Annotated in this window: 23 protein-coding genes and 1 riboswitch; of the genes, 13 read left to right on the top strand and 10 right to left on the bottom strand. The window is 71.1% G+C overall.

Features of this window, described 5'->3' with window-relative positions:
- Positions 1-67 precede the first annotated feature (67 nt).
- Positions 68-207, top strand: a riboswitch (TPP riboswitch).
- Positions 208-249: 42 nt separating this feature from the next.
- The 3 genes from thiC (at position 250) to HRJ34_RS16495 (ending at position 3,497) form a co-directional block, all read left to right on the top strand.
- Positions 250-2,109, top strand: coding sequence for a phosphomethylpyrimidine synthase ThiC (gene thiC / locus HRJ34_RS16505; protein ID WP_208631864.1), 1,860 nt, complete (start codon positions 250-252; stop codon positions 2,107-2,109).
- 111 nt (positions 2,110-2,220) lie between these two features.
- The gene (locus HRJ34_RS16500) at positions 2,221-2,772 is read left to right on the top strand and encodes a 2'-5' RNA ligase family protein (RefSeq protein WP_012049394.1); all 552 of its coding nucleotides are present in this window, start codon (positions 2,221-2,223) and stop codon (positions 2,770-2,772) included.
- A gap of 140 nt (positions 2,773-2,912) precedes the next feature.
- Positions 2,913-3,497, top strand: a complete 585-nt coding sequence (locus HRJ34_RS16495) for a permease (protein ID WP_226948820.1) — start codon at positions 2,913-2,915, stop codon at positions 3,495-3,497.
- A gap of 50 nt (positions 3,498-3,547) precedes the next feature.
- On the opposite strand, the gene HRJ34_RS16490 is transcribed toward HRJ34_RS16495, so the two are convergent.
- The 3 genes from HRJ34_RS16490 to HRJ34_RS16480 form a co-directional block, all read right to left on the bottom strand.
- The gene (locus HRJ34_RS16490; RefSeq protein WP_226948819.1) at positions 3,548-4,186 is read right to left on the bottom strand and encodes a GNAT family N-acetyltransferase; all 639 of its coding nucleotides are present in this window, start codon (positions 4,184-4,186) and stop codon (positions 3,548-3,550) included.
- 10 nt (positions 4,187-4,196) lie between these two features.
- On the bottom strand, positions 4,197-4,907 hold the full coding sequence (ung, locus tag HRJ34_RS16485; RefSeq protein ID WP_208631862.1) for a uracil-DNA glycosylase: 711 nt from the start codon (positions 4,905-4,907) through the stop codon (positions 4,197-4,199).
- A 154-nt stretch (positions 4,908-5,061) separates the two neighbouring features.
- Positions 5,062-7,494, bottom strand: coding sequence for a hypothetical protein (locus HRJ34_RS16480; RefSeq protein ID WP_208631861.1), 2,433 nt, complete (start codon positions 7,492-7,494; stop codon positions 5,062-5,064).
- 83 nt (positions 7,495-7,577) lie between these two features.
- On the opposite strand from HRJ34_RS16480, the gene HRJ34_RS16475 reads away from it, so the two are divergent.
- The 4 genes from HRJ34_RS16475 to HRJ34_RS16460 all read left to right on the top strand — a co-directional run bounded on the left by HRJ34_RS16475 (position 7,578) and on the right by HRJ34_RS16460 (position 11,781).
- A complete protein-coding gene (locus HRJ34_RS16475) occupies positions 7,578-7,871 on the top strand; it encodes a hypothetical protein (RefSeq protein ID WP_208631860.1) in 294 nt (97 codons plus the stop codon).
- Between the two features lie 110 nt (positions 7,872-7,981).
- Positions 7,982-9,208: a hypothetical protein gene (locus tag HRJ34_RS16470; protein WP_012049400.1), complete on the top strand. Its 1,227-nt coding sequence runs from the start codon at positions 7,982-7,984 to the stop codon at positions 9,206-9,208.
- A 42-nt stretch (positions 9,209-9,250) separates the two neighbouring features.
- The gene (locus tag HRJ34_RS16465; protein WP_029994605.1) at positions 9,251-10,363 is read left to right on the top strand and encodes a DUF2336 domain-containing protein; all 1,113 of its coding nucleotides are present in this window, start codon (positions 9,251-9,253) and stop codon (positions 10,361-10,363) included.
- A complete protein-coding gene (locus tag HRJ34_RS16460) occupies positions 10,360-11,781 on the top strand; it encodes a sensor histidine kinase (protein WP_208631859.1) in 1,422 nt (473 codons plus the stop codon). Before HRJ34_RS16465 ends, HRJ34_RS16460 begins: the two co-directional genes overlap by 4 nt.
- A 102-nt stretch (positions 11,782-11,883) precedes the next feature.
- Here the strand turns inward: HRJ34_RS16460 and HRJ34_RS16455 are convergent, their stop codons facing one another.
- Positions 11,884-13,167 carry a citrate synthase gene (locus tag HRJ34_RS16455; protein ID WP_012049403.1) on the bottom strand — a complete coding sequence of 428 codons (1,284 nt, stop codon included), beginning with the start codon at positions 13,165-13,167 and terminating at the stop codon, positions 11,884-11,886.
- A 67-nt stretch (positions 13,168-13,234) separates the two neighbouring features.
- The gene (gltX, locus tag HRJ34_RS16450) at positions 13,235-14,647 is read right to left on the bottom strand and encodes a glutamate--tRNA ligase (RefSeq protein WP_208631858.1); all 1,413 of its coding nucleotides are present in this window, start codon (positions 14,645-14,647) and stop codon (positions 13,235-13,237) included.
- 136 nt (positions 14,648-14,783) lie between these two features.
- Between gltX and HRJ34_RS16445 the strand changes: the two genes are divergently transcribed.
- Entirely contained in the window at positions 14,784-16,928 is a 2,145-nt protein-coding gene (locus tag HRJ34_RS16445; RefSeq protein WP_208631857.1) for a ComEC/Rec2 family competence protein, read from the top strand.
- 10 nt (positions 16,929-16,938) lie between these two features.
- Positions 16,939-17,445, top strand: coding sequence for a GNAT family N-acetyltransferase (locus HRJ34_RS16440; protein WP_208631856.1), 507 nt, complete (start codon positions 16,939-16,941; stop codon positions 17,443-17,445).
- A gap of 54 nt (positions 17,446-17,499) precedes the next feature.
- Here the strand turns inward: HRJ34_RS16440 and lexA are convergent, their stop codons facing one another.
- The 4 genes from lexA to trpC are packed head-to-tail and all read right to left on the bottom strand — an operon-like array spanning position 17,500 to position 20,689.
- Positions 17,500-18,174, bottom strand: coding sequence for a transcriptional repressor LexA (lexA, locus tag HRJ34_RS16435; RefSeq protein ID WP_012049407.1), 675 nt, complete (start codon positions 18,172-18,174; stop codon positions 17,500-17,502).
- A 57-nt stretch (positions 18,175-18,231) separates the two neighbouring features.
- Entirely contained in the window at positions 18,232-19,419 is a 1,188-nt protein-coding gene (locus HRJ34_RS16430) for a molybdopterin molybdotransferase MoeA (protein ID WP_208631855.1), read from the bottom strand.
- Positions 19,419-19,898: a cyclic pyranopterin monophosphate synthase MoaC gene (gene moaC / locus HRJ34_RS16425; protein WP_208631854.1), complete on the bottom strand. Its 480-nt coding sequence runs from the start codon at positions 19,896-19,898 to the stop codon at positions 19,419-19,421. Before moaC ends, HRJ34_RS16430 begins: the two co-directional genes overlap by 1 nt.
- Complete coding sequence (gene trpC, locus HRJ34_RS16420) at positions 19,895-20,689, bottom strand: indole-3-glycerol phosphate synthase TrpC (RefSeq protein WP_208631853.1); 795 nt, start codon at positions 20,687-20,689, stop codon at positions 19,895-19,897. The genes moaC and trpC overlap by 4 nt, the downstream gene beginning before the upstream one ends.
- A gap of 48 nt (positions 20,690-20,737) precedes the next feature.
- On the opposite strand from trpC, the gene HRJ34_RS16415 reads away from it, so the two are divergent.
- A complete protein-coding gene (locus HRJ34_RS16415) occupies positions 20,738-21,301 on the top strand; it encodes an AAA family ATPase (RefSeq protein ID WP_030092472.1) in 564 nt (187 codons plus the stop codon).
- Here the strand turns inward: HRJ34_RS16415 and HRJ34_RS16410 are convergent.
- Positions 21,205-21,888 carry a DUF2306 domain-containing protein gene (locus tag HRJ34_RS16410; RefSeq protein ID WP_226948818.1) on the bottom strand — a complete coding sequence of 228 codons (684 nt, stop codon included), beginning with the start codon at positions 21,886-21,888 and terminating at the stop codon, positions 21,205-21,207. The genes HRJ34_RS16415 and HRJ34_RS16410 overlap by 97 nt on opposite strands.
- Before the next feature lie 146 nt (positions 21,889-22,034).
- Here HRJ34_RS16410 and HRJ34_RS16405 point away from each other — a divergent pair, with 146 nt between their 5' ends.
- The 3 genes from HRJ34_RS16405 to HRJ34_RS16395 all read left to right on the top strand — a co-directional run bounded on the left by HRJ34_RS16405 (position 22,035) and on the right by HRJ34_RS16395 (position 23,966).
- Positions 22,035-22,784 carry a LytTR family DNA-binding domain-containing protein gene (locus HRJ34_RS16405; protein ID WP_226948817.1) on the top strand — a complete coding sequence of 250 codons (750 nt, stop codon included), beginning with the start codon at positions 22,035-22,037 and terminating at the stop codon, positions 22,782-22,784.
- 91 nt (positions 22,785-22,875) lie between these two features.
- Positions 22,876-23,256, top strand: coding sequence for a VOC family protein (locus HRJ34_RS16400; RefSeq protein WP_012049413.1), 381 nt, complete (start codon positions 22,876-22,878; stop codon positions 23,254-23,256).
- Positions 23,257-23,345: 89 nt separating this feature from the next.
- A complete protein-coding gene (locus tag HRJ34_RS16395) occupies positions 23,346-23,966 on the top strand; it encodes a Yip1 family protein (protein WP_012049414.1) in 621 nt (206 codons plus the stop codon).
- Positions 23,967-23,973 lie beyond the last annotated feature (7 nt).

Below are 23,973 nucleotides of genomic sequence, written 5' to 3'. Positions count from 1 at the left end.
GCAGCCGCCCGACGATGCCAGCCTTGCAGACGCCTCTTTCGTTCAGGCCGATCTTTCGTTACCATGGTTTACATCCCCGGGGAGCCCCCACCCGGCCGCTTGTCGGCCGGGACCGGACATAAGGGCTGAGAGGTGGCGCTGCGATGCCCACGACCCGCTGAACCTGATCCGGCTCGCACCGGCGTAGGGAGGGAACGCCGCCAGCGGTCTCTCCTCCCTCGTTCACGAGCCCTAATGGAGAGACGTGACATGGCCGATATTCCCGCGCGCACCGAGATGAAGGTGACGACCGGTCCGATCCGGGGATCGCGCAAGATCCATGTCGAGGGGCCTCAGGGCGTCCGCGTCGCGATGCGCGAGATCGCGCTCGAGCCGTCGTCGGGCGAGCCGCCGGTCCGCGTCTATGACTGCTCCGGCCCCTATACCGATCCCAACGCCCATATCGACATCATGGCCGGCCTGCCCGTGCTGCGCCGCGACTGGATTCTCGGGCGCGGCGACGTCGAGGACTATGAGGGCCGCGCGATCAAGCCCGAGGACAACGGCCTGAAGGGGCCGGACCGGTCGGGCGGCGTCACCCCCTTCCCGAACGTGGTGCGGCGCCCGCTGCGCGCGAAGGCAGGGCAGAATGTCAGCCAGATGCACTATGCCCGGCGCGGCATCATCACGCCCGAGATGGAATATGTCGCGATCCGCGAGAATGTCGGCCGCGCCGCGCTCAAGGAGAAGCTGCTGCGCGACGGCGAGGATTTCGGCGCGGCGATCCCCGACTTCGTCACCCCCGAATTCGTCCGCGACGAGGTGGCGCGCGGCCGGGCGATCATCCCCAGCAACATCAACCATCCCGAATCGGAGCCGATGGCGATCGGCCGCAACTTCCTGGTGAAGATCAACGCCAATATCGGCAATTCGGCGGTCGCCTCCGACGTCGCGGCCGAGGTCGACAAGATGGTCTGGTCGATCCGCTGGGGCGCCGACACGGTGATGGACCTGTCGACCGGCCGCAACATCCACGACACGCGCGAATGGATCCTGCGCAACTCGCCGGTCCCGATCGGCACGGTGCCGATCTACCAGGCGCTGGAGAAGGTCGGCGGCATCGCCGAGGACCTGACCTGGGAAATCTTCCGCGACACGCTGATCGAGCAGGCCGAGCAGGGCGTCGACTATTTCACCATCCATGCCGGCGTCCGCCTGCCCTTCATCCCGATGACGGCCAAGCGCGTCACCGGCATCGTCAGCCGGGGCGGATCGATCATGGCGAAATGGTGCCTGGCGCACCACCGCGAGAGCTTCCTCTACGAGCGGTTCGACGAGATCTGCGAGATCATGAAGGCCTATGACGTCGCCTTCTCGCTGGGCGACGGCCTGCGCCCCGGATCGATCGCCGACGCCAATGACGAGGCGCAGTTCAGCGAGCTCAAGACGCTGGGCGAGCTGACCCAGATCGCCTGGCAGCACGACGTGCAGGTGATGATCGAGGGCCCCGGCCATGTGCCGATGCACAAGATCAAGGCGAACATGGACAAGCAGCTCGAAGCCTGCGGCGAGGCGCCCTTCTACACGCTCGGGCCGCTGACCACCGACATCGCGCCGGGCTACGACCACATCACCTCGGCGATCGGCGCGGCGATGATCGGCTGGTTCGGCACGGCGATGCTCTGCTACGTCACGCCGAAGGAGCATCTGGGCCTGCCCGACCGCGACGACGTGAAGGTCGGCGTGGTCACCTACAAGCTCGCCGCCCACGCCGCCGACCTGGCGAAGGGCCACCCGGCCGCCAAGCTGCGCGACGACGCGCTCAGCCGCGCCCGCTTCGAGTTCCGCTGGCGCGACCAGTTCAACCTGTCGCTCGATCCCGACACGGCCGAGCAGTATCACGACCAGACGCTGCCGGCCGAAGGCGCCAAGACCGCGCATTTCTGCTCGATGTGCGGGCCGAAATTCTGCTCGATGAAGATCACCCAGGAGGTCCGCGACTTCGCCGCCACCAGGAACGCCCCGGCCGACCAGTTCATCGCGGCCGGCGACGCCGAGGCGGGCATGCGCGCGATGAGCGACGTGTTCCGCGAGAAGGGCGGGGAGATCTATCTGCCGGCGGCGGAGTAGGCGGGTCGCGATGGAAGGAGGCTCATCGGCCGGCGTCGACGGGCCTCCTTGAAGTTCTTCTTTCGTTCCGATCGATTTTCCTGTAGATGATCGGAACAAAGGAGAAACATCATGAGTCTTCTGCGGTCCTTCGACGATAGCGACGAGATCATTCTCCACCGCCTGTTCTTCGCGCTGAAGCCCAGCGCGGAAGCGGTTGCCGAGATCGCGGGGGTGCGCGGCGGGATCGGGGTGGCGAAGAGTCATGTGTTCGATCACCGGCTGCACCTGACCCTCTGGTCGCTCGACCTGCCGATGACGCCGACCCAGGGGATCGTCGACGCGCTGCGCGGCGCGGCGGCGAAGGTCGGCGGGCCGGCGCTCCGGGTGGCGCTGGCCGAGGTGGTCGGCAACGGCCATGTCACCTGCCTCAAGCCGGGCGAGCCGATGCCCGTGCTCAAGACCTTCCAGCAGAAGCTCCAGCTCGCCATCGCCGATGCCGGCATCTGGCCCAATCGCGGCTTCCGCTTCGAGCCGCACGTCACCCTCGCTTATGGCCAGGCCGAGGGGCAGCGCCGCCCGATCCTGCCGATCAGCTGGCGCGCGCACGACTTCGTGCTGATCCACAGCCTCGTCGGACTGACCGAGCATGTCGAGCTCGGCCGCTGGGCGCTGGAGGGGTAGGGCTCGCCCTCCCTTTTCCTCTTCGTCATTCCCGCCTTCGCGGGAATGACGAAGAGGGGGGCCTGGGGATGCTGTTCACCGAGCCCGGCGAGCGCTACATGGGGCGGGTTGCTTCGCGATCACAGGTCGGGGGACCTTTCATGTTGAACAGGCGCAGCCTGCTGGCCGCCGTGCCGGGATTGTTGCTCGCGGGTCGTGCTGCCGTGGCGGGAACGCCGGGCATCGTGGCGCAGGCCGGCTTCCAGAAGGAGCTGGCCCCCTTCTGGGATCAGCTCGCCATGCTGCCCAGCATCCATGAGCCCGCGCGCGAGGCGGCGTCCGACGGCGTCTGCTACATGTTCACCAACAAGGACTGCGCGGTCTGCCAGGTCGTCCACCGGCAATTCCCGAAGGGCTTCCGCAAGCTCGAGATGCGCTACGTCATCTATCCATGGCCGGGCGAACCCTATCGCGAGCTCAATTATATGTACCGCCCGGAGACGACGCTCGCCGACTACCGGACCTATATGGACCATCATCTGACCGCGACCGTGCCGTCGGACAGCGGCGCGCAGGCCGATCTCGTCATGGCGGTCGCCGCCGACATGGCCGCGCAGCTCGTCGAGGGCGACAGCTTCGGGACGCCCTTCTTCTTCCACGCGGTCGAGGGCGCGACGCCGGGCGAGATGATCTTCAGCGCCGGCGACATCGTCGCGATGGGGCCGCTGCTCGACCGCGCGGCGTGAAGCGTTTCCGATAGATATCTGGTCGTCATGCCGGCGGAGCGGGCGAGCGCCTATTCCGGGATCGCTGCCGTGCTCCACGGGCAATGCACCTGCCAGCCGAGCGAGGCGTAGAGCGCGCGTCCGTCGGCGGTGGCGGTCAGCACCTGGCGCGCGGCGGGCGAGCGGCGGGTGCGTTGGAGGGCGAGCATCAGCGCCCGGCCGAGCCCGCGCCGGCGGTGCGCGGCCTCGGTCACGATCCGGTCGTAGATGAAGACGCCGTCGCGTTCGGCGGCATGGCCGCTTGCCGCGAGCGCACCGTCGGGGGCGGCGATCCGGGCGAAGGCGCGGTCGCCGTCGCGCGCGACCGACAACCGGTAACCGCCGGACAGGTCGGGCGCGCCGCCGGCGCCGAAGCCGTCGGCGCAGGTCATGACATGAGCGAGCGGCTCGAGCCGCCAGCGCGGCGGCAGCAGCGCCGCCAGTTCGGCATGGGGCGCGGCGAGCTTGAGCAGCACCCGCGGCTCGGCGACGGTCGCGCCGAGCTCGACCAGGCCGGGGCAGGCGGCGGCGAAGACATGGCGGCGCGTCTCTGCCGGCAGGCCGGTGTCGACCCGCCAGCCGCCGCGATCGGGCACCGGCGCCGGCAGGTCCCGCGCCATCGACCGCGCCGCGAGCCAGGCTGCGATCAGCCCGGCGTCGACGCTGCTCACCGGACGGGGCTCAGGCCGCCGCTTCGACCGGCGGCAGCGCCCAGTCGATCGGGGCCATGCCGTGCTCGGCGAGGAAGGCGTTGGCCTTGGAGAAATGTCGGCAGCCGAAGAAGCCGTTGTGCGCCGACAGCGGCGAGGGGTGCGGCGCCTTCAGGACGAGGTGGCGGCCGCCCCGGTCGGTCGAATCGACGAACGCCGCCTTCTTCTGGGCATAGCTGCCCCACAGCATGAACACGACCGGATCGGGCTTGGCGTTGACCAGCCGGATGATCGCGTCGGTGAACTTCTCCCACCCCCGGTCGCGGTGCGAGGCGGCGATCCCCATCTCGACCGTCAGCACCGAATTGAGCAGCAGCACCCCCTGCCGCGCCCAATGTTCGAGGAAGCCGTGCGCGGGCCGGGCGATGCCGAGATCGCTGTCGAGTTCCTTGTAGATGTTGACCAGGCTGGGCGGCGGCGCGACGCCGGGCCGGACGCTGAAGCACAGGCCGTGCGCCTGGCCGAGGCCGTGATAGGGGTCCTGTCCCAGGATCACGACGCGAACCTTGTCGAGCGGAGTGAGGTCGAGCGCGCGGAACCAGTCGCTGGCGACCGGGAAGATGCGCTTGCCCTTCGCCCGCTCCCCCATCAGGAATTCGCGCAGCGCGGCCATATAGGGGGAGGAGAATTCCTCCGCCAGGGGATCGCGCCAGCTGTCGTGGAGTTTGATGTCGCCCGCCATGGCCGGGTTTGTGGCGCAGCTTGGCCGGGGGTTCAATCTCATTCTCCCGTCATGCCTGCGGAGGCAGGCATCCATGTCTGCCCGCTCCCCGATGGCCATCGGGTTGATGAGAGACATGGGGCCACTGCCTCCGCAGGGGCGACGGTGAGAGAAATCAGATCAGCAGGCGCTCAATCGCCTGGGCGAGCGCGACGTAGAGCTTGCCCATGTCGGACGACAGCACCGTCATCGCCAGCGCGCCGCCGTCGCGGCTGGCGAGCACGCGGCGCAGCAGCGCCTCGAAGTCGTGGATGTAGCGGTTCACATGCTCGCGGAACTCGCCGTCGCCGTCGTAGAGCTGGGCGATGCCGGCCGCCTCGTCGCGGCGGAGCAGGCGGACGGCGGCGCGCGTGAAGGCGCCATGGTCGCCGTGGAGATAGGCCTTCCAGGCGCCGTCGGGCACGTCGTGCGACAGCAGCTTGGCGACGTCGATCGCCGCCGAGTTGAGATGCTCGATCAGGATCGCGACCTCGCGGCTGACCGCCTCCTGCGAGACATGCTCCTGTTGGATCTCGGCATCGGCGACGCGCTTCTCCATCGAGGCGGCGGCCTCGGTGATCGACAGCATCTGCGTCAGCAGCCGCTCGCTCGCCAGGTTGGCGGCGGCGACGGCGGCCTCGGCGGTGTCGGAGATCAGGTGGATGCGCTGGGTGATCTGGTCGCCGAAGGCGCGCTCGATCGCCTCGGCGCCGCTGCGCGCCAGCTTCTCGCTGGCGTCGGGGATGATCGATTCGAGCGCCTCGCGGGCGCCGCGCGCCGCCTCCGACGCGGTCTCGCGCACCTTGAGGATCGCGTCGATCAGCCGGCTGCCCGACAGCTCCGACAGCGACCGCATGTTCGCCTCGCTCTCGCCGATCAGGCGGCCGAGCTCGTTCGAATGGTCGCGCAGGGCCTCCAGCCGGGCATTGGCCTCCTCGGCGAAGGCGTCGGACAGCGCCCGCTGCCGTTCGAGCAGCGCGTCGCCCTCGGCGGCGATCCCGGCCATGCGGCGGGCGGCGAGGTCGCCCAGCCCGGCGATCGCCTCGCGCTGCCGGTCGATCATCGTGTCGGCCGAGCCGAGCCGGTCGGTCGCGCGCTCGACGGTCTGGTTGAGCTGCTCGGCCTGGGCGGTGACGGCGCGCATCGTCGCGTCGCCGCGCGCGGCCTCGCTCTCCACCTTGCTCATCACCTGCGGCAGGTCGCGCTCGACATTGCCGATGATCGCGTCGAAGGCGATGCGCAGCGCGTTGGCGCGGTCGGTCAGGGTGCGCGCGCCGGCCAGGCTGTTGGTCACCGCCTGGCCGAGGCCGTCGGCATGCTCGCTCAGCGTGACGATCAGTTCGGCGAGGTCGGCGGTCTGCTCGGTGCCGGTCGCGCCGAGCGCCTCGAACCGGCTCTCGATCGCGCCCAGCGCATGTTCGAGATTGGCGAACAGCCGGCGGGCGTCCTCGTCCTGCTGGGCGAGCTGCTGCGACAGCGTCTGGGACAGCCCGCTCATGTCGGTCAGCCGCTGCGCGATCGAGGCGGCGGCGGCGGTGCCGGCCTCGTCGAGCGCGGCGCGGCCATGGTCGATCATCGCCGCCATCGCCGCGCGCTGCGCGTCGAGCCCGGTGCGGGTCTGCTCGATCGCCAGCGCGGTCTTGTCGAGCGTCGCGTCGATCACATGGCCGAGCGCGGAAGCGGTCTCCTCGATCGTGCGGGTGGTGCGTTCGGTGCGGGTCTCGATCCGGCCGATCTGGGTGGCGAGCCGGCCCGATGCGGCGCCGATCATCTCGTCCGCCTCATGGCTGCGCGCGATGATCGCCGACAGCGCGTCGGACAGGCCCTGGGCATGGTCGCGCGCCGATCCGCCGATCGAGCCGATCAGGTCGGACACTTCCTTGACCATGTCGAGCGAGCGCGGCAGGTCGAGCATCAGCCCGCTCATGTCCGACCGGGCGATCCCGGCGGCGTTGTGGAGCAGCTCGGTCTGGCGCGCGAGCAGGTCGGTCTCGTCGCGCATGTCCATGCTGATCTGCTGCAGCTTCTCGGCCGCGCGCTGGCCTTCGTCGAGCAGGCCGGCGGTGTGGCTGCCCAGCGCGTCGCGCCGTTCGTCGAGCGCGGCGGTGACCCGGGCGACCGCTTCCTCGAGCCGGCGGGCCTCGACCCGCATCGACAGCGCCGTCCCGCCGAAACGGGCCGCCTCGCGCCGCGCGCCGCGCTGGAACAATATGTAGAGGATGCCGAGCAGCGCGAGCGGGCCGCAGGCCAGCGCGATGCTGTTGGCGATGGCGGGCAGGTCGGGCGTGGTCGGCACCACGCCGCCGACCAGGAAACCGATCCAGCCCGCGCCGATCAGGCCGAGGGCCGCGCCGATCGCGATGTCCCCGCCACGCCGGGCCGGCAGCACCGGCGCTCCGTCGTCGGGCGCGCCGAGCAGCAGTTCGCCCGCGTCGGCACCATCTTCGGCGCCCTCTGGCGCGGATGTCTCTTCGGTGGGCGCATCGGTCGCGGCGGCGGCGCGAACGGCATCCGCCTCGGCCGCGTTCGCGGCCCGCCAGCGATCCAGCGGATGCGGTGCCTTCCCCATGCCCTACCCGTCTACAGGAATCGCGAGTCGCGCGATAGCCTCGACTAACCGAATCTTCACTCTTCTCGTCTCCTTATGCGACGATGAGCATGTTTCCCGGAGCCCTCGACCGCATGCTGGCCGAAACGGTCGGCGGGGACGCCGCCGTCGTCGCCGAGCTGCGTGCGCTGTTCCTCGCTTCGGCGACCCGGCACGTCGCCGCGCTGTCGCGGGCCGACGGGGTCGCGGCATGGCGCGACGAGGCGCTGAAGCTGCAGGGCCTCGCCGCCAGCTTCGGGATGGTCGAGCTGATGGCCGCCGCCGCCCGCGCGGCCGATGCCGGGCCCGATCCGCTGCTGCTCGATGCGGTCGCCGATGCGCTGGCGGCCTGCCGCTGACGCGAATCCGCGACGGATCGCTCCAAAACCGAACAGTCCGGACGCCATTCCGCTTTGCAGAATCGCCCGACTGACTCTATCCCCGTCGGCTTGCCGAGGGGGACCGAACTTTGCCGCTCGCCGCGCTGATCGCCGCGCAGGACCAGACCGATATTGGCGACGGGCTCCGCGCCACCCTGCCGCTCGCCGGCCGCACCCTGATCGAGCATCAGGCCGGCCTGGCGATCGCGGCCGGGGCGGCGCACATCGTCGTGCTGGTCGAACGGGTGCCGGCGGTGCTCGCCCAGGCGGTCGACCGGCTGCGGCGGCAGGGCGCGCGGATCGAGATCGCGCGCAGCGTCGCCGATGCGATCGACCGCTTCCACCCGTCCGAGAAGATCCTGCTGGTCGCCGACGGCGCGGTCGCGGCGCAGGGCGCGGTCGACGCGCTGGCCGGCACCGAGGAGGGGTCCGCGCTGCTCGCGCTGCCCGACGACCAGGACCATGCCGCGTTCGAGCGGATCGACGCGGCCGAGCGCTGGGCGGGCTATGCGCTGCTCGACAAGGCGCTGCTCGAGGCGACCGCGCGGATGCTCGGCGACTGGGACCTGACCTCGACGCTGCTGCGCCGGCTGGTGCAGGACGATGCGGCGCGCATCTCCGCGCTCGATCCCAGCGGCGAGCGACCCTTGCCGCCGCCGGTGCTGGCGATCGGCCCGGCCGCGATCGGGACGATCGAGGCGGGATTGCTGCGCCGCGCCGATCCGGGCGAGGGCAACTGGGTCGAGCTCTACCTCCACCGGCTGGTCGCGGGGCCGCTGATCGGCCCGCTGATCGCGCGGCAGATCGACCAGCGATTGGTCGCCGGCGTCGCGGTGGGGATTGCCTGGTTCGCGGCGCTGCTCGCCGGCTTCAAGCTGTTCTGGGGGGCGGCGCTGCTGCTCCCGCTCGCGGCGGCGACCGCTTCGGCGGCGCGGCGCATGGCGCGGATCTGGGGCGGCGTCGCCGAACCGACCGCGCTGGTCGCGCTCGCCCGCCATGCCGCGGCGCTGGCGGCGCTGCTGCTGCTCGCCCGGCTGCTCGTGGACGAGGGGGGCTGGGGCTGGTGGCTGGTCGCCGCGCTGCTGCCCGCCGCGCTGGCCGGTGCGGGCGCGCTGGAGACGATCGTCGCCGCGATCCGGCCGTCGCCGTCGCCGCGCTGGCTGGCGAGCGCCGACGCGCTGGTCTGGCTGGCCCCCGCGGTCGCGGTGCTGGGCGGCTGGCGCTGGATGCTCGCCGCGCTCACCGCCTATGCCGTCTTGTCCTTCGTCGAAAGATTCGCGACGGCGTGGAAGGGCGCGCGTATTTGTGACAGTTGAGGGTTTAGCTTCGATTTAACGACATTTCGATATGAACGAAGCATGATGGGGCTCGAGGACGAACGGCAGGAGATGGGGAGGCCCGCGTCCGCGCGCTGGCTCACCGATGCCGCGCGCGCCCTCGACAGCGTCGAAAGCCGGGTCGGCCGCGCCGCCGGCGACCTGTTCCGGTCCGACGGCCCCGATCTTTCCGACCAGCATCGCGCCCAGATCGCGCAACTCATGCGCGCGCTGATCGGCGCGATCGAGGACGACCTGCGCATCCGCCTGATCGATTCGCTGGCCGACGAGCCCCATCCCGAGCTGCTCGCCGCGCTCGGATCGGCGACGATGCCGATCGCGCAGCCGCTGCTCGAACGGACGCGGCTGCTGCGCGAGGCCGATCTGGTCGCGGCGATGCTGCGCCGGGTCGACGAGCATCGCCTCGCGCTGATGCTGGGCCGCGATTCGCCCTATCATGTCGCCGATCTGGCGCAGCGGCTGCTCGACCTCGGCGACGCCGCGATCGCCGAGGCGACGATGGCGCTGCTGGTCGCCGAGAGCCGCCGCTACGATCCGTTCGGCGATCCCGCGCTGGCGCGGACCGACCTGCCGCCCGGGCCGCACCGCAAGCTGCTCTGGGCGGTGGCGGCGGCGCTGCGCCACTATCTGATCCGCCACCACGGCCTGCCCGACAGCCAGGCCGACCTGCTGCTCGCCGCCGCGGTGCGCGCGCTGCTCGCCGAGCATGACGACGCCGATACGCTGGAGGGCCGCGCCGACGCGCTCGCCGCGCTGCTCGATGCGGCCGGGCTGATCGACGACGCGCTGCTCGTCGACGCGCTGGAGGAAGGCTGGCTGGCGCTGTTCACCGCGGCGGTCGCGCGGCGGGCGGGGATCGATTCGGCGGGCGTCTGGTCGATGATCACCGATCCGTCGGGGATGATGCTGGGCACGGTGCTGCGCGCGATCGACTGCGGGCGCGAGGCGGCGGTGACGATGCTGTGGCGGATCGGATCGGCCGAGGGCGCCGACGAGGAGGCGATCGTCGCCCGCGCCGACGCGTTCGACGCGCTCGGCCGGCGCGAGGCGGCCGAGGCGGTGCTGATCTGGCGGCTCGATCCCAATTACCGCCGCGCCGTGATCGAGATCGGCGAAGGCGGCCGGCGGCGATGAACGCCCCCCACGGCCTGCGCCCGGTCGTCGGCCGGGTCGACGACCGGGGCCGGCTGGTCGAGGCCGATCCGCCGCTGTTCCGGCTGCACGAGCGCGCCGGCGGGGTGCCGGGCGGGATGCTCGCGGTGCCGCAGCTCTCCTCGGTCGCGCGGCTGGCGCGGCGGCTCGGCATCGCCCTGTCGCGCCGGGTGATCGCGGCGCAGGGCGACCAGGACGTCGAGCTGTGGGTGCGCGTGCGCCCCGACGGCGGCGGCACCGAACTGGCCATCACCGGCTGGCAGGAGATGCCCGCGATCCAGCCGCCGCCCGCGCTGGAGGCGTTGCGCTGGCGCGACTTCAGCCGGGCGACCGCCGACTGGATCGTCGAGACCGACGCGATGCTGCGCGTCACCCATCCGCCGTCCAACCTGCCCGGCGCGGTCGGCCAGCCGATCGAGGCGCTGTTCGCGCTGAGCGAGGCGGGGGAGGGCGTGTCGACCATCGTCGCCGCGGCGGCGAGCGCGGCCCGCTTCGAGGACGAGGACGCGGTCTTCCGCCTCGGCGCCGGCATCCCGGTGCGGATCGCGGGCGTCCCGCTGCTCGGCGAGGCCGAGGGGTTCGGCGGCTACCAGTTGCTCGTCAGCCGCCGCCCGACGCGCGAGGCCGCCCGGGGCCGCCTGCCCGATCCGGCCCCGCTCGACGAGGCGTTCGGCAACCAGCTCGGCCAGGCGATGCGCGGGCCGCTCGACCGGATCATCGCCCATGCCGACAGCATTTCGGGGCGCGGCGACGGGCCGGTGCGGCGCGACTATGCCAGCTATGCCGAGGACATCGCCGGGGCGGGCCGCCATCTGCTCGCGCTGGTCGACGACCTGATCGACCTGCAGACGATCGAGCGCGCCGATTTCCGGCCCGAGGCCGACCGCGTCGACCTGGTCGAGGCGGCCCAGCGCGCCGCCGCGCTGCTCGGCATGCGCGCGGCCGGGGAAGAGGTGACGATCGATGGCCCCGCCGGCGCGCCGGTGACCGCGCTGGGCGACGTCCGCCGCGTCCTGCAGGTGCTGATCAACCTGCTGAGCAACGCGATCCGCCATTCGCCGCCCGGCGGCCGCATCTGGATACGCTGCGAGCGCGAGGGCGACATCGCCGCGGTGATCGTCGCCGACGCGGGCGACGGCATCGGCGAGGACGACCAGGAACGCATCTTCGAGCGGTTCGAGCGGCTCGGCCTGCGCGACGGCACCGGCAGTGGCCTCGGCCTCTACATCTCGCGCCGGCTCGCCCGCGCGATGGGCGGCGACCTCGGCGTCGACAGCGCCCGGGGGCAGGGGGCGCGCTTCGTGTTCACGCTGCCGGCGGGGGAGGAGCTTCCACCGTCACCCCGGCGGAGGCCGGGGTCTCGGGAGAGGGGCGATGAGGTCGAGGCAGGAGCCGCCTGAGACCCCGGCCTCCGCCGGGGTGACGTTTTCTTGAAAGAGTGAAGGGCAAAGAAAAAGGCCGGAGCTTTCGCCCCGGCCTCGTCCTTTCCGCTCAAATCAAAATCACCGCTGGCTGACGGGCACATAGTCGCGCTGCGCCGGGCCGGTGTAGAGCTGGCGCGGGCGGCCGATCTTCTGCTCGGGGTCCGAGATCATCTCGTTCCACTGCGCGACCCAGCCGACGGTGCGGGCGAGCGCGAACAGGACGGTGAACATCGTGGTCGGGAAGCCGATCGCCGACAGGATCACGCCCGAGTAGAAATCGACGTTCGGATAGAGCTTCTTGTCGATGAAATACTGGTCCTTGAGCGCGATCTGCTCGAGCTCGCGGGCGGTGTCGAGGACCGGGTCGTTGATGCCGAGCTTGTCGAGCACCTCGGTCGCCGCCTTGCCGAGCACCTTCGCGCGCGGATCGAAATTCTTGTAGACGCGGTGGCCGAAGCCCATCAGGCGGAAGGGATCGTCCTTGTTCTTGGCGCGGGCGATATATTCCGGGATGCGATCGGGCGTGCCGATCTCGCGGAGCATGTTGAGCGCGGCCTCGTTCGCGCCGCCATGCGCCGGGCCCCACAGGCAGGCGATGCCCGCTGCGATGCAGGCGAACGGGTTGGCGCCCGACGAACCGGCGAGGCGCACGGTCGAGGTCGAGGCGTTCTGCTCATGGTCGGCGTGGAGGATGAAGATCTTGTCCATCGCCGAGACGATGACGGGATCGGGCTCATATTCCTCGGCGGGCACGCCGAAAGTCATGCGCAGGAAGTTGGCGGTGTAGCTGAGGTCGTTCTTCGGATAGAGGAAGGGCTGGCCCACCGAATATTTATACGCCATCGCCGCGATCGTCGGCATCTTGGCGATCAGCCGGTGGCTGGCGATCATCCGCTGCTTCGGGTCGTTGATGTCGGTCGAGTCGTGGTAGAAGGCCGACAGCGCGCCGACCACGCCGCACATGATCGCCATCGGGTGCGCGTCGCGGCGGAAGCCGCGATAGAAGGTGGCGAGCTGCTCGTGCAGCATGGTGTGGCGGCTGATCGTGTAGGTGAAGTCCTCCAGCTCCTTCTTGCTCGGCAGCTCGCCGTTGATCAGCAGGTAGGAGACTTCCATGAAGCTCGACTGCTCGGCGAGCTGGTCGATCGGATAGCCGCGGTGGAGCAGGATGCCCTGGTCGCCGTCGATATAGGTCAGCGCCGACTGGCACGACGCGGTGGAGGTGAAGCCCGGATCATAGGTGAAGGCGCCGGTCGCGCCGTAGAGCTTGCGGATGTCGACGACATCGGGGCCGACCGTGCCCGACAGGACCGGATATTCGGACGTCTTGCCGCCGATCTCCAGTTTCACAGTATCCGCCATGTTCAATCTCCTGTCGTTCGCCCCTTTGCCGCGAGGCGGCAATCCCGGTTATTTCAGTCCTGCCCGATCACCCCAACTGATCGTCGAGCCGCCCCAGGCTCTCCTCGCGGCCGAGGAGGGCCAGGACATCGAAAATGCCGGGGGATGTGGTGCGGCCGGTGAGCGCCGCGCGGAGCGGTTGCGCCACCTTGCCGAGGCCGATCCCCCCGCGTTCCGCCACCGACCGGACCCCCGCCTCCAGCGCAAGCGCCGACCAGTCGTCCGTGGCGGCAAGCGCCTCGCGAGCCTGGGCCAGCAACGCCTTGCCGGGATCGTCTAGCAGCGATGCGGCCTTCTCGTCCATATCGAGCGGGCGAGTGCGAAACAGAAAGCTCGCGCCCTCGGCCAACTCATTGATATCCTTCGCCCTTACCTTGAGGAAAGGGATGCTGCGGAGCAGAAGGTCGTGGTCCGCCGAATCGAATTCCCGGCCGGCCCGCGCCGCGACTCCGGGGGCGATCAGATCGGCCAGCCGGGCGTCGTCGGCCTCGCGCATATAATGGCCGTTGAGATTCTCCAGCTTCTTGAAATCGAAGCGCGACGGCGAGCGGCCGACGCCGGCCAGGTCGAACCACTCGATCGCCTGCTCGCGGCTGATGATCTCGTCGTCGCCATGGCCCCAGCCGAGCCGCAGCAGATAGTTGTTCACCGCCTCCGACAGCAGGCCCAGCTCGTCGCGATAGGCGTCGACGCCGAGCGCGCCGTGCCGCTTCGACAGCTTGGCGCCGTCGGCGCCGTGGATCAGCGGGATATGCGCGTAGACCGGCTCCTCCCACCCCATGGCGCGGATCAGCGCGAGCTGGCGGAAGGCGTTGTTGAGATGGTCGTCGCCGCGGATGACATGGGTGACGCCCATGTCGTGATCGTCGACCACCACCGCGAGCATATAGGTCGGCGTGCCGTCCGAGCGGAGCAGGATCATGTCGTCCAGCTCGGCATTCTGGACGGTGACCGGGCCCTGGACCTGGTCGTCGATCGTCACCTCGCCGGTGCGCGGCGCCTTCAGCCGGATGACGAAGGGCGCGCCTTCGGGCGCCTCGGACGGGTCGCGGTCGCGCCAGCGACCGTCATAGCGCAGCGGCTGCTTGGCGGCGCGCTGCTGCTCGCGCAGCTCGGCCAGTTCCTCCGGGGTCGCGTAGCAGCGATAGGCATGGCCGTTGGCGAGCAGTTCGCGGGCGACCTCGGCATGGCGTTCGGCGCGGGCGAACTGGTAGACGACGTCGCCGTCCCAGCCGAGGTCGAGCCAGCGCATCCCGTCGAGGATCGCGTCGATCGCCTCCTGGGTCGATCGCGCCCGGTCGGTATCCTCGATGCGGAGCAGGAACTTGCCGCCATGGTGGCGGGCGAACAGCCAGTTGAACAGGGCGGTGCGGGCGCCGCCGATGTGCAGGAAGCCCGTCGGCGACGGGGCGAAACGGGTGACGACGGTCTGCTTTTCCATGCTTGCGCCCACGCGCGCTTTCTCCAAGATCGGGCCCGATGGCCTGCGATGTCGATGCGCCCCGTAAAGCATTTTCCCGCCGGGTCAAACCGGCGGACGGGCCAACCGCTGCGAATCGGCGGTGGCGTCCGGCGACATGCTGAAAGCCGGGCTTTTCCGGGCGCCGCCGCCGATCGGGTCCGCCGTCCGCCCGGCGATCGGCCATAGGATCGCCGCGCGACTCGAAGCCTGGCTGGAGGCGGAGCGGGACCAGGTCGCGCTGTGGCTGCCGGTCGCGCTCGGCGGCGGCATCGCCTTGTGGCTGGTGCTGCCCGACCGGAACGGCTGGTTCGCGGCGCTGGCGCTTCTCGCCGGGATCGCGCTGTGCGGGGTCGCCCTCGGTGTCGGGCGGCGGGCCGGACGGATGCTGCTGGTCGGGGCGCTGGCGGCGATCGCCGGGCTGCTGCTGGTCTGGGCACGCGCCGACTGGGTCGCCGCGCCGCGCATCGACCGGCCGGTGGTGACCGAGGTCGCGGGCCGGATCGAGGCGGTCGAGCGGATGCCCGCGCGCGAGCTGACCCGGCTGACGATCGCGCCCGATGCCGGCCTGCTGCTGCCGCACCGCATCCGGCTCAACGTCGACCAGGCCGATCTGGAGCGGCCGGTCGCGGCCGGCGGGCGCATCCGGGTGCGCGCCCGGCTGATGCCGCCCGCGCCGCCGGCGGTGCCCGGCGCCTATGATTTCGCGCGCGCCGCCTGGTTCCAGGGGATCGGCGCGACCGGCAAGGCGCTCGACCCGCCCGGGATCGTGCCGGCCGGCGACGGGCGCGGCCCGCTCGACTGGCTCGCTGATCGCCGCGCCCGCCTGTCGGAGCATATCGAGGCGCGGGTGACGGGGATGAGTGCCGGGGGCATCGCCGCCTCGCTCGCGACCGGCGACCAGGGCGCGATCGCCGAGGAGGATGCCGAGGCGCTGCGCCGGTCGGGGCTCGCGCACCTGCTGTCGGTGTCGGGGCTGCACGTCTCGGCGGTGGTCGGCGGCGTGCTGCTGCTCGCCCTGCGGCTGCTCGCGCTCAGCCCGGCGCTGGCGCTGCGCGCGCCGCTGCTGCTGATCGCGGCGGGCGCCGGGGCGCTGGCAGGTATCGCCTATACATTATTGTCGGGCGCGCAGGTGCCGACGATCCGGTCGTGCGTCGCCGCGCTGCTGGTGCTGGCCGGGATCGCGATGGGGCGCGAGGCGCTGACCCTGCGGCTGGTCGCGACGGGCGCGCTGGTCGTGCTGCTGTTCTGGCCCGAGGCGCTGGCGGGGCCGAGCTTCCAGCTCAGCTTCGCGGCGGTGACCGCGCTGGTCGCGACGCTCGACCATCCGCGCGTCGCCGCCTTCGCCGCGCGTCGCGACGAGGGGGCGGCGGCGCGGTTCGGCCGGGGCCTGGCGGTGCTGCTGCTGTCGGGGCTGGTGATCGAGGTCGCGCTCGCGCCGATCGCGCTGTTCCATTTCCACAAGTCGGGCTTCTACGGCGCGCTCGCCAACATGGTCGCGATCCCGCTCACCACCTTCGTGATCATGCCGCTGGAGGCGCTGGCGCTGCTGCTCGACATCGCCGGGATCGGCGCGCCGGCCTGGTGGCTGGTGTCGCAGGCGCTCGCGCTGCTGCTGTGGATCGCGCGGACCGTCGCGGCGGCGCCCGGCGCGGTGGCGATGCTGCCGACCATGGCGTGGGGTGCCTTCACGCTGATGGCGGCGGGCGGATTGTGGCTGGCGCTGTGGCGGACGCGGGCGCGGCGCTGGGGGCTGCTGCCCGTCGCGGCGGGCGCGCTATGGGCGCTGCTGTCGCCGACGCCCGACCTGCTGGTGACGGGTGACGGCCGCCACGTCGCCTTCGTCCTCGGCGATGGCCGGGTCGCGCTGCTGCGCGATCGCGCGGGCGACTATATCCGCGGCGTGCTCGGCGAGGCGGCGGGCGTCGATGCCGAAGCGCTGCCGGTCGATGCGCTGATGCAGGCGCGCTGCTCGGCCGATCTCTGCATCACCGATATCCAACGCGGTGGGCGGCGCTGGCGCATCCTCGCGACGCGCAGCCCCTATCGGCTCGACTGGACCCGGCTGTCGCGAGCCTGCGCCGCCGCCGACATCGCGATCAGCGAACGCCGCCTGCCGCGCGGCTGCACGCCGCGCTGGCTCAAGATCGACCGCCCGCTGCTGGCGCGGACCGGCGGCCTCGCCATTGACCTCGATCGCGGTGCGGTCGACAGCGTGGCGGCGGCGGTCGGCCGCCACCCCTGGTCGACCTTCCGGATGTAAGGGAGCAACAATGGTCGAGATCCGCACCGCGCGCCTGCTGCTTCGAGCCGTTCGTCCGAGCGACCTGGACGATCTGCACGCGGTGCTGAGCGACCGGACGGCAATGCGTTATTGGTCGAGCCTGCCCCATGCATCGATCGACGACACCCGTGCCTGGCTGGATGACATGATCGCGATTCCGCCCGCGGAGGGCGAGGATTTCGTGATCGAACATGCGGGAAGGGTGATCGGCAAGGCCGGGCTCTACCGCTTTCCCGAGATCGGTTTCATCCTGCGGCCCGACCATTGGGGTTTGGGGCTCGCCGCCGAGGCGCTGACGCCGCTGATCGGGCGGGCGTTCGACGTCCATGGGTTGGAGCGGATCGTCGCCGACGTCGATCCGCGCAATGTCGGATCGCTGAACTTGCTCAGGCGGCTGAATTTCGCGGAAAACGGCTTCGCCGAGCGAACCTGGCTGGTCGGCGAGGAGTGGTGCGACAGCATCTACCTGTCGCTGGAGCGGCCAAACCCCACCTAACCGTCATGCCAGCCTGTACTGGCATGACGAGGAGAGGGTGGATGACGTCGACAATCAGTAGCGCCGCAACAGGCCGGCGAGCTTGCCCTGGATGCGGACCTGGTCGGGCTTGTAGCGCTGCGGGTCATAGGCGCGGTTGGCCGGGTCGAGCCGGATCATCGCGCCCTCGCGGCGGAAATATTTGAGCGTCGCCTCGGCATCGGCGATCAGCGCGACGACGATCTCGCCGTCGCGGGCCGTCTCGGCGCGGCGGATCAGCGCATAGTCGCCGTCGAGGATGCCGGCCTCGACCATCGAATCCCCGGCCACCTCGAGCGCATAATGCTCGCCCGGGCCGAGCAGCGCGGCGGGCACCGACAGGCTGCTCTGCCCTTCCAGCGCCTCGATCGGCAGGCCGGCGGCGATGCGGCCGTGCAGCGGAATCTCCAGCACATTCTCGTTGGCAGCCTGCGGGACGGCCGGCGCGGCGGCCTTCGCCTTGCCCGACGCGGCGGCGGTCGGCTTGGCGGTTGCCGTCTCGGGCATGCGCAGCACCTCCAGCGCGCGGGCGCGGTTGGGCAGGCGGCGGATGAAATTGCGTTCCTCGAGCGCGCTGATCAGGCGGTGGACGCCCGACTTCGACTTGAGGTCGAGCGCCTCCTTCATCTCCTCGAACGAGGGGGACACGCCGGTCTGCAACAGCCGGTCGTTGATGAAGCACAGCAGTTCATGTTGCTTGCGGGTCAGCATGGCAAATGCCCTCGTCGGGAACGGACGGAGAACATTTAGGCAACTGGCCGGAATCTGTCAAGCGATCGGTAAAACCGGCACCTCGGCGCCTTCGTCGAGGCCGGGCGAGTCCGGCGGGCGGACGATCAGCAGCGCCGCGTCGACCAGCGCCGACAGCCCCGCGCTGTCCTGTCCCGACAACGGCACCGCGCGGCCGCCGGCCCAGCGTCCGCGGAAATATTCGGCCCGGTCCCGCGTCGCCGCCAGCGGCGCGCCGAGCCGCGCGACGACCGGCTCCGGCACCGGGTTCGCCGCGCCGAGCAGGTGCGCGATCAGCGGCTTGAGGAACAGGGTCGCGGTGACGAAGGCCGACACCGGATTGCCGGGCAGGCCGAGTATGATCGTGTCGCCGAGCGTGCCGATCATCACCGGCTTGCCCGGCTTCATCCGCACCTTCCAGACATCGATCCGCGCGCCCGCCTTCTCCAGCGCCGGCAGCACCAGGTCATGGTCGCCGACCGAGGCGCCCCCGGTCGTGACGATGATGTCGGCGCCCGCCGCCATCGCCGTGAAGGCGGCGGCGATCGCGTCGAGATCGTCGCGGACGATGCCATGGTCCTGCACCGCGCAGGCCTCTCCCCGCAGCAGCGCCGCCAGCATCGGGCCGTTGGAGGCGGGGAGCAGCGCCCCCGGCGTCGGCGCGCCCGGCGCGACCAGCTCGTTGCCGGTCGACAGCAGCGCAATGCGCGGCCGACGGTGGACGGCGACCGCGCCATGGCCGCCGCTCGCCGCCAGCGCGATCGCCGCCGCGCCGATCGGCGCGCCCTCGGGGATCAGCAGGCCGCCCTCGGCGAAGTCGCCGCCGCGCCGGCGGATGTGCGCGCCGATCCGGGGCGGCCCCTCGCCCGTCATGGCCAGCCGGTCGCCGTCGCGCGCGGCCTCCTCCTGGACCAGGATCACGTCGGCGCCCTCGGGCACCGGCGCGCCGGTGAAGATGCGCGCGGCTTCGCCCGGCGCCAGCGCGCGGCCGAGCCCGCCGCCCGCCGCGCTCTCGCCGACCACGGTCCACGGGCCCGGCCGTTCGGCGAAGCGGATCGCATAGCCGTCCATCGCCGACAGGTCGGCGGCGGGCTGGGTGCGGCGGGCGCGGATGTCGGCGGCGGCGAAGCGGCCGGCGGCATCGAACAGCGGCACCGTCTCGATCGCCAGCGGCGCCTTCAGCGCGAGCATGCGGGCCTGCGCCTCGGCGACCGCGATCAGGGCCATCAGGCGTCCCCGACCTTCCAGTCGCCCGACTTGCCGCCGGTCTTGGACAGCAGGCGGACGCCCTCGATCCGCATTCCCCGGTCGAGCGCCTTGGCCATGTCGTAGACGGTCAGCAGCGCGGCGGTGACGGCGGTCAGCGCCTCCATCTCGATGCCGGTGGTGTAGGTGGTGGCGACGGTCGCGGTGGCGCGGATGCCGTCGGCCTCGATCGCGAGGTCGAGGGTGACGCCCGAGATCGGCAGCGGATGGCAGAGCGGGATCAGATCGGCGGTCTTCTTCGCCGCCATGATCCCGGCGACGCGCGCGACCGCGAGCACGTCGCCCTTCTTGACCGATCCGGCGCGGATCGCGTCGAGCGCCGCCGCGCCGATCAGGATGCGGCCCTCGGCCACCGCCTCGCGCTTCGTCTCCGCCTTGGCCGACACGTCGACCATGCGGGCGGCGCCCTCGGCGTCGATATGGGTGAGCTTCGGGCTCATGCCCCGGTCAGCAGCCTGCGCGTCGCCGCGGCGAGGTCGTCCTGCCGCATCAGCGATTCCCCGACCAGGAAGCAGCCCACGCCATGCTCGGCCATGGCGTCGAGGTCGGCCTTGGAGCCGAGCCCGCTCTCGGCGACGAAGGTGCAGCCCGCGGGCGCGTGGCCGACCAGCTCGTAGGTGCGGGCGAAGTCGATGGTGAAGTCGCGCAGGTCGCGGTTGTTGACGCCGATCAGCCGCGAGTGCAGTCGCAACGCCCGGTCGAACTCGTCGGCGTCGTGGACCTCGACCAGCGCGTCCATGCCATGCTCGATCGCTGCGGCCTCGATCTCGGCCATCTGGCCGTCGTCGAGCGCGGCGACGATGATCAGGATCGCGTCGGCGCCCAGCGCGCGGGCCTCGGTCACCTGCCAGGGATCGACGATGAAGTCCTTGCGCAGCGCCGGCAGCGCGCAGGCGGCGCGCGCCTGCACCAGATAGTCGTCATGGCCCTGGAAATAGGGCATGTCGGTGAGCACCGACAGGCAGGCCGCCCCCGCTGCCTGATAGGCGCGGGCATGGGCGGGCGGATCGAAATCGGGACGGATCAGCCCCTTGGACGGCGACGCCTTCTTGATCTCGGCGATCAGGCCGTAGCCGCCCTCGGCCACCTTGCGGTCGAGCGCGGCGCGGAAGCCGCGCGGCGCGTCGGCGGCCTTGGCCCGCGCCGTCAGCTCGGCGAAGGAGGTCTCCGCCTTGCGGCGGGCGACATGATCGCGCTTGGCGTCGCAGATCTCGGTCAGCTTGTTGCTCATCGCCCGGCGGCATAGCGGCAGGCGCCACATAGGTAAACGGGAGAGGCCATGACCACCGACCATCTGTTCGTCGTCACCGGCGGCCCCGGATCGGGCAAGAGCAGCCTGATCGCGGCGCTGGCGGCGGCCGGCCATGCGACCATGCCGGAGGCGGGCCGCGCGATCATCCAGGACCAGGTCGCGATCGGCGGCGACGCGCTGCCCTGGGCCGACCGGGCGGCATTCGCCGATCTGATGCTGGGCTGGGAGCTGCGCTCGCACCGCGAGGCGCGGGCGATGGCGGGGCCGGTGATCCTCGATCGCGGAATTCCCGACGTGATCGGCTATCGCGCGCTGTGCGGCCTGCCGGTGCCCGATCCGCTCCGCCGCGCGGCCGGGCTCCATCGCTACAACCGCCAGGTCTTCATCGCCCCGCACTGGCCCGCCATCTTCGCGCAGGACGCCGAGCGCAGGCAGTCGCCCGAGGAAGCGGCGGCGACGGCGCGGGCGATGGAGCGCGCCTATGCGGATTGCGGCTATGAACTGGTCGCGCTGCCGCTGGCGCCGGTGGCGGAGCGGGCGGCCTTCGTCGCGGCGAGGATCGCCGCCGCCGGGATCGCCCGCCGGACGTAGAGCTCGGCGAGGATCAGGTTGGGCACCCAGCTCAGGATCGACACCGCGCGATAGCCGTCGACGAAATCGACGCCGAGCAGCGGGAAGAGCGGCAGGTAGAGCCGCAGCGTCACCGCCGCGAAGGTCAGCGCGAAGGAGCGGATCATCCAGGCGCGATGATCGGCGAAGCGGCGCTGGAGCGCGGCGCGCCACCCCTCGACATTGACGACGATCCACAGGATCGAGAGGGTGCCGAAGCCGACGGTCGCGACCGGCCCGGCGGTCGATCCGAAGGCGAGCACCAGCCCGGCGACCGCGCCGAGCAGGCAGCCGAGCACATAGCTCCGCCCGACCCAGCGATGGACCCGGGGCGCGGCCGCCCGCAGCCCCGCGACGAACTGCGCGGGGCCGAGCAGCAGCGCCGTCGCCGCGCCCGCGACATGGAGCGCGAGCCAGGGCCGGGCGAACAGGTTGGCGAGGATCTGCGGCGCCCGTGGCCCGACCCCGGCCAGATAGCGGTAGGAGACCAGCGCCACCCCCACGCTCAGCAGCGCGGCGGTCGCCCGCAGCGCCGTCGCCGTTCGTGTCCGCATCGTCGCGCCGGTCATCATATGTCCTCGTTTCCCGTTGATGATGCGGGCGAGATTGCGGGCTTCCGGCGGCGCGGCTAGGCTGGTTTTCGCGAATGGTGCCGGCCCTGCGCGAACGGTGCCCCACGGCTCCGGAGGACGGGTTGGACGGCATGGCGACAGGGATGAGGCGCGGGCGCCGGATCGCCGCCGAGGCCGCGCTGCTCGCCGCGGTCGGCGCCTTCATGGGCGCGATCGGCCCCTATGACACCGACGGCCTGCCGACCGGGCCGCGCTTCCTCTACTGGCTGATCTGCATCATCGGCGGCGGCGTGATCGGCATCGCGATCGACGAGCTGGCCGGCCACCGGCTGGCGCCCTTGTGGTGGCGGCTGCTCGCCGTCTCGATCCTGATGACGCCGGGGGTGACCCTGCTGGTCGACGCGACCGGCCATTGGCTGGGCGGCCATCCGCTGAGCCTCGCCCACTGGCTCCACAATCTCGGCCATGTCTTCGTCATATCGCTGCCGGTGATGACGGTGCGCGCGCTCGCCTGGCGCCGGCCGCGCCGCGAGGTCGAGACGGTGACGCTGGTCGCGCCGCCGCTGCCCGAGGCGGAGGCCGCCTTCCGCCGCCACCTGTCGGCGAAGCGCCGCACCGCGCGGCTGATCGCGATCGAGGCGCACGACCATTATCTGCGGGTCCACACCGGCGAGGGCGTCGAGCTGCTGACGATGCGCTTCGCCGACGCGATGGCCGAACTGGCGCAGGCGCACGGCCATCGGCTGCACAGGAGTTGGTGGGCCGCCGCCGACGCGATCGAGGCGATACGCTGGCGGCGCGGCGGCGCCGGCGAGGCCCGGCTGGCGGGCGGCCTGACCGCGCCGGTCAGCCGGGCGCAGGCGCCGGCGCTCAAGGCGGCGGGGTGGTTCTAGGTCCCCACCTCGTCACGCTGAACTTGTTTCAGCATGACGGCTGGATGAGCGGGCGGGTGGAAATCCCGCGCGCCATACCTATCTCCGCTCCATGGCGGTGGAGCTCAACCACAGCATCATCTGGTGCAGCGACAAGGCGCGATCGGCCGGGTTCCTGGCGGAGATGCTGGGGCGTCCCGCGCCGGTGCCCTTCCACCATTTCCTCGTCGTCGACCTCGACAACGGCGTGTCGCTCGACTTCATGGAGAAGGACGGGCGGGTCGCGCCGCAGCATTATGCCTTCCTGGTCGACGAGGCGAGCTTCGACGCCGTGCTCGGCCGCATCCGCGCCAGGGGGCTCGACCATTGGGCCGATCCGGCGCGGACCCGGCCCGGCGCGATCAACCATCTGGGCGGCGGCCGGGGCGTCTACTTCACCGATCCCGACGGCCATATGCTCGAAGCGATCACCCGGCCCTATCCGCGGGACTGACAGCAGCCGTAACGAATTAGCTTGCGGCGACCACCAAGCTGAACAATCATGACGGCGGGGCGGGCGACACCTTGAAAGGAAGGTTGTCGATGGCTTCCACACGTGCCGGCCTCGTCGAACGGGCCAAGAACATCCTCGTCGCGCCGAAGACCGAATGGCCCGTCATCGACGGCGAGCCGTCGACGATCGGCGACATCTACAAGAATTACGTGATCGTCCTCGCGGCGATCCCGGCGATCTGCACCTTCATCGGCAGCGCGCTGTTCGGCTATTCGGTGCTGGGGGTCGCGTTCCGCGTGCCGATCGTCACCGCGCTGTCGTCGGCGATCGTCAGCTATGTGCTGTCGCTGATCAGCACCTATGTGCTCGGCATGATCATCGACGCGCTGGCGCCCAGCTTCGGCGGCACGCGCAATCCGGTGCAGGCGTTCAAGGTCGCGGCCTATTCGAACACCGCCGGCTGGGTGGCGGGCCTGCTGATGATCCTTCCGCAGCTCACGGTGATCGCCGGGCTGATCAGCCTCTACGGCTTCTACCTGCTCTATCTGGGGCTGCCGGTGCTGATGAAGGCGCCGAAGGAGAAGGCGCTCGCCTATACGATCGTCACGGTGATCGCCGCGATCATCCTGTTCGTCGTGGTCGGCGCGGTCGTCGGCGCGGTGGGCAGCATCTTCACGCCGGTCATGCCGATCGGCGCCCATGTCCTGTAGGACGGGA

This window comes from Rhizorhabdus wittichii (genome assembly GCF_017607425.1).
Lineage (GTDB): Bacteria > Pseudomonadota > Alphaproteobacteria > Sphingomonadales > Sphingomonadaceae > Rhizorhabdus > Rhizorhabdus wittichii.
Note: the sequence above shows the minus strand (reverse complement) of the source record. Positions and strands in the feature narration are given on the sequence as shown.

Excerpts from the sequence above, each read along its gene's own strand:
- thiC (WP_208631864.1), top strand. The coding sequence starts at position 250 with ATGGCCGATATTCCCGCGCGCACCGAGATGAAGGTGACGACCGGTCCG.
- HRJ34_RS16500 (WP_012049394.1), top strand. The coding sequence starts at position 2,221 with ATGAGTCTTCTGCGGTCCTTCGACGATAGCGACGAGATCATTCTCCAC.
- HRJ34_RS16495 (WP_226948820.1), top strand. The coding sequence starts at position 2,913 with ATGTTGAACAGGCGCAGCCTGCTGGCCGCCGTGCCGGGATTGTTGCTC.
- ung (WP_208631862.1), bottom strand. The coding sequence starts at position 4,907 with ATGGCGGGCGACATCAAACTCCACGACAGCTGGCGCGATCCCCTGGCG.
- HRJ34_RS16480 (WP_208631861.1), bottom strand. The coding sequence starts at position 7,494 with ATGGGGAAGGCACCGCATCCGCTGGATCGCTGGCGGGCCGCGAACGCG.
- HRJ34_RS16475 (WP_208631860.1), top strand. The coding sequence starts at position 7,578 with ATGAGCATGTTTCCCGGAGCCCTCGACCGCATGCTGGCCGAAACGGTC.
- HRJ34_RS16465 (WP_029994605.1), top strand. The coding sequence starts at position 9,251 with ATGATGGGGCTCGAGGACGAACGGCAGGAGATGGGGAGGCCCGCGTCC.
- HRJ34_RS16460 (WP_208631859.1), top strand. The coding sequence starts at position 10,360 with ATGAACGCCCCCCACGGCCTGCGCCCGGTCGTCGGCCGGGTCGACGAC.
- HRJ34_RS16455 (WP_012049403.1), bottom strand. The coding sequence starts at position 13,167 with ATGGCGGATACTGTGAAACTGGAGATCGGCGGCAAGACGTCCGAATAT.
- gltX (WP_208631858.1), bottom strand. The coding sequence starts at position 14,647 with ATGGAAAAGCAGACCGTCGTCACCCGTTTCGCCCCGTCGCCGACGGGC.
- HRJ34_RS16445 (WP_208631857.1), top strand. The coding sequence starts at position 14,784 with ATGCTGAAAGCCGGGCTTTTCCGGGCGCCGCCGCCGATCGGGTCCGCC.
- HRJ34_RS16440 (WP_208631856.1), top strand. The coding sequence starts at position 16,939 with ATGGTCGAGATCCGCACCGCGCGCCTGCTGCTTCGAGCCGTTCGTCCG.
- lexA (WP_012049407.1), bottom strand. The coding sequence starts at position 18,174 with ATGCTGACCCGCAAGCAACATGAACTGCTGTGCTTCATCAACGACCGG.
- HRJ34_RS16430 (WP_208631855.1), bottom strand. The coding sequence starts at position 19,419 with ATGGCCCTGATCGCGGTCGCCGAGGCGCAGGCCCGCATGCTCGCGCTG.
- moaC (WP_208631854.1), bottom strand. The coding sequence starts at position 19,898 with ATGAGCCCGAAGCTCACCCATATCGACGCCGAGGGCGCCGCCCGCATG.
- trpC (WP_208631853.1), bottom strand. The coding sequence starts at position 20,689 with ATGAGCAACAAGCTGACCGAGATCTGCGACGCCAAGCGCGATCATGTC.
- HRJ34_RS16415 (WP_030092472.1), top strand. The coding sequence starts at position 20,738 with ATGACCACCGACCATCTGTTCGTCGTCACCGGCGGCCCCGGATCGGGC.
- HRJ34_RS16410 (WP_226948818.1), bottom strand. The coding sequence starts at position 21,888 with ATGACCGGCGCGACGATGCGGACACGAACGGCGACGGCGCTGCGGGCG.
- HRJ34_RS16405 (WP_226948817.1), top strand. The coding sequence starts at position 22,035 with ATGAGGCGCGGGCGCCGGATCGCCGCCGAGGCCGCGCTGCTCGCCGCG.
- HRJ34_RS16400 (WP_012049413.1), top strand. The coding sequence starts at position 22,876 with ATGGCGGTGGAGCTCAACCACAGCATCATCTGGTGCAGCGACAAGGCG.
- HRJ34_RS16395 (WP_012049414.1), top strand. The coding sequence starts at position 23,346 with ATGGCTTCCACACGTGCCGGCCTCGTCGAACGGGCCAAGAACATCCTC.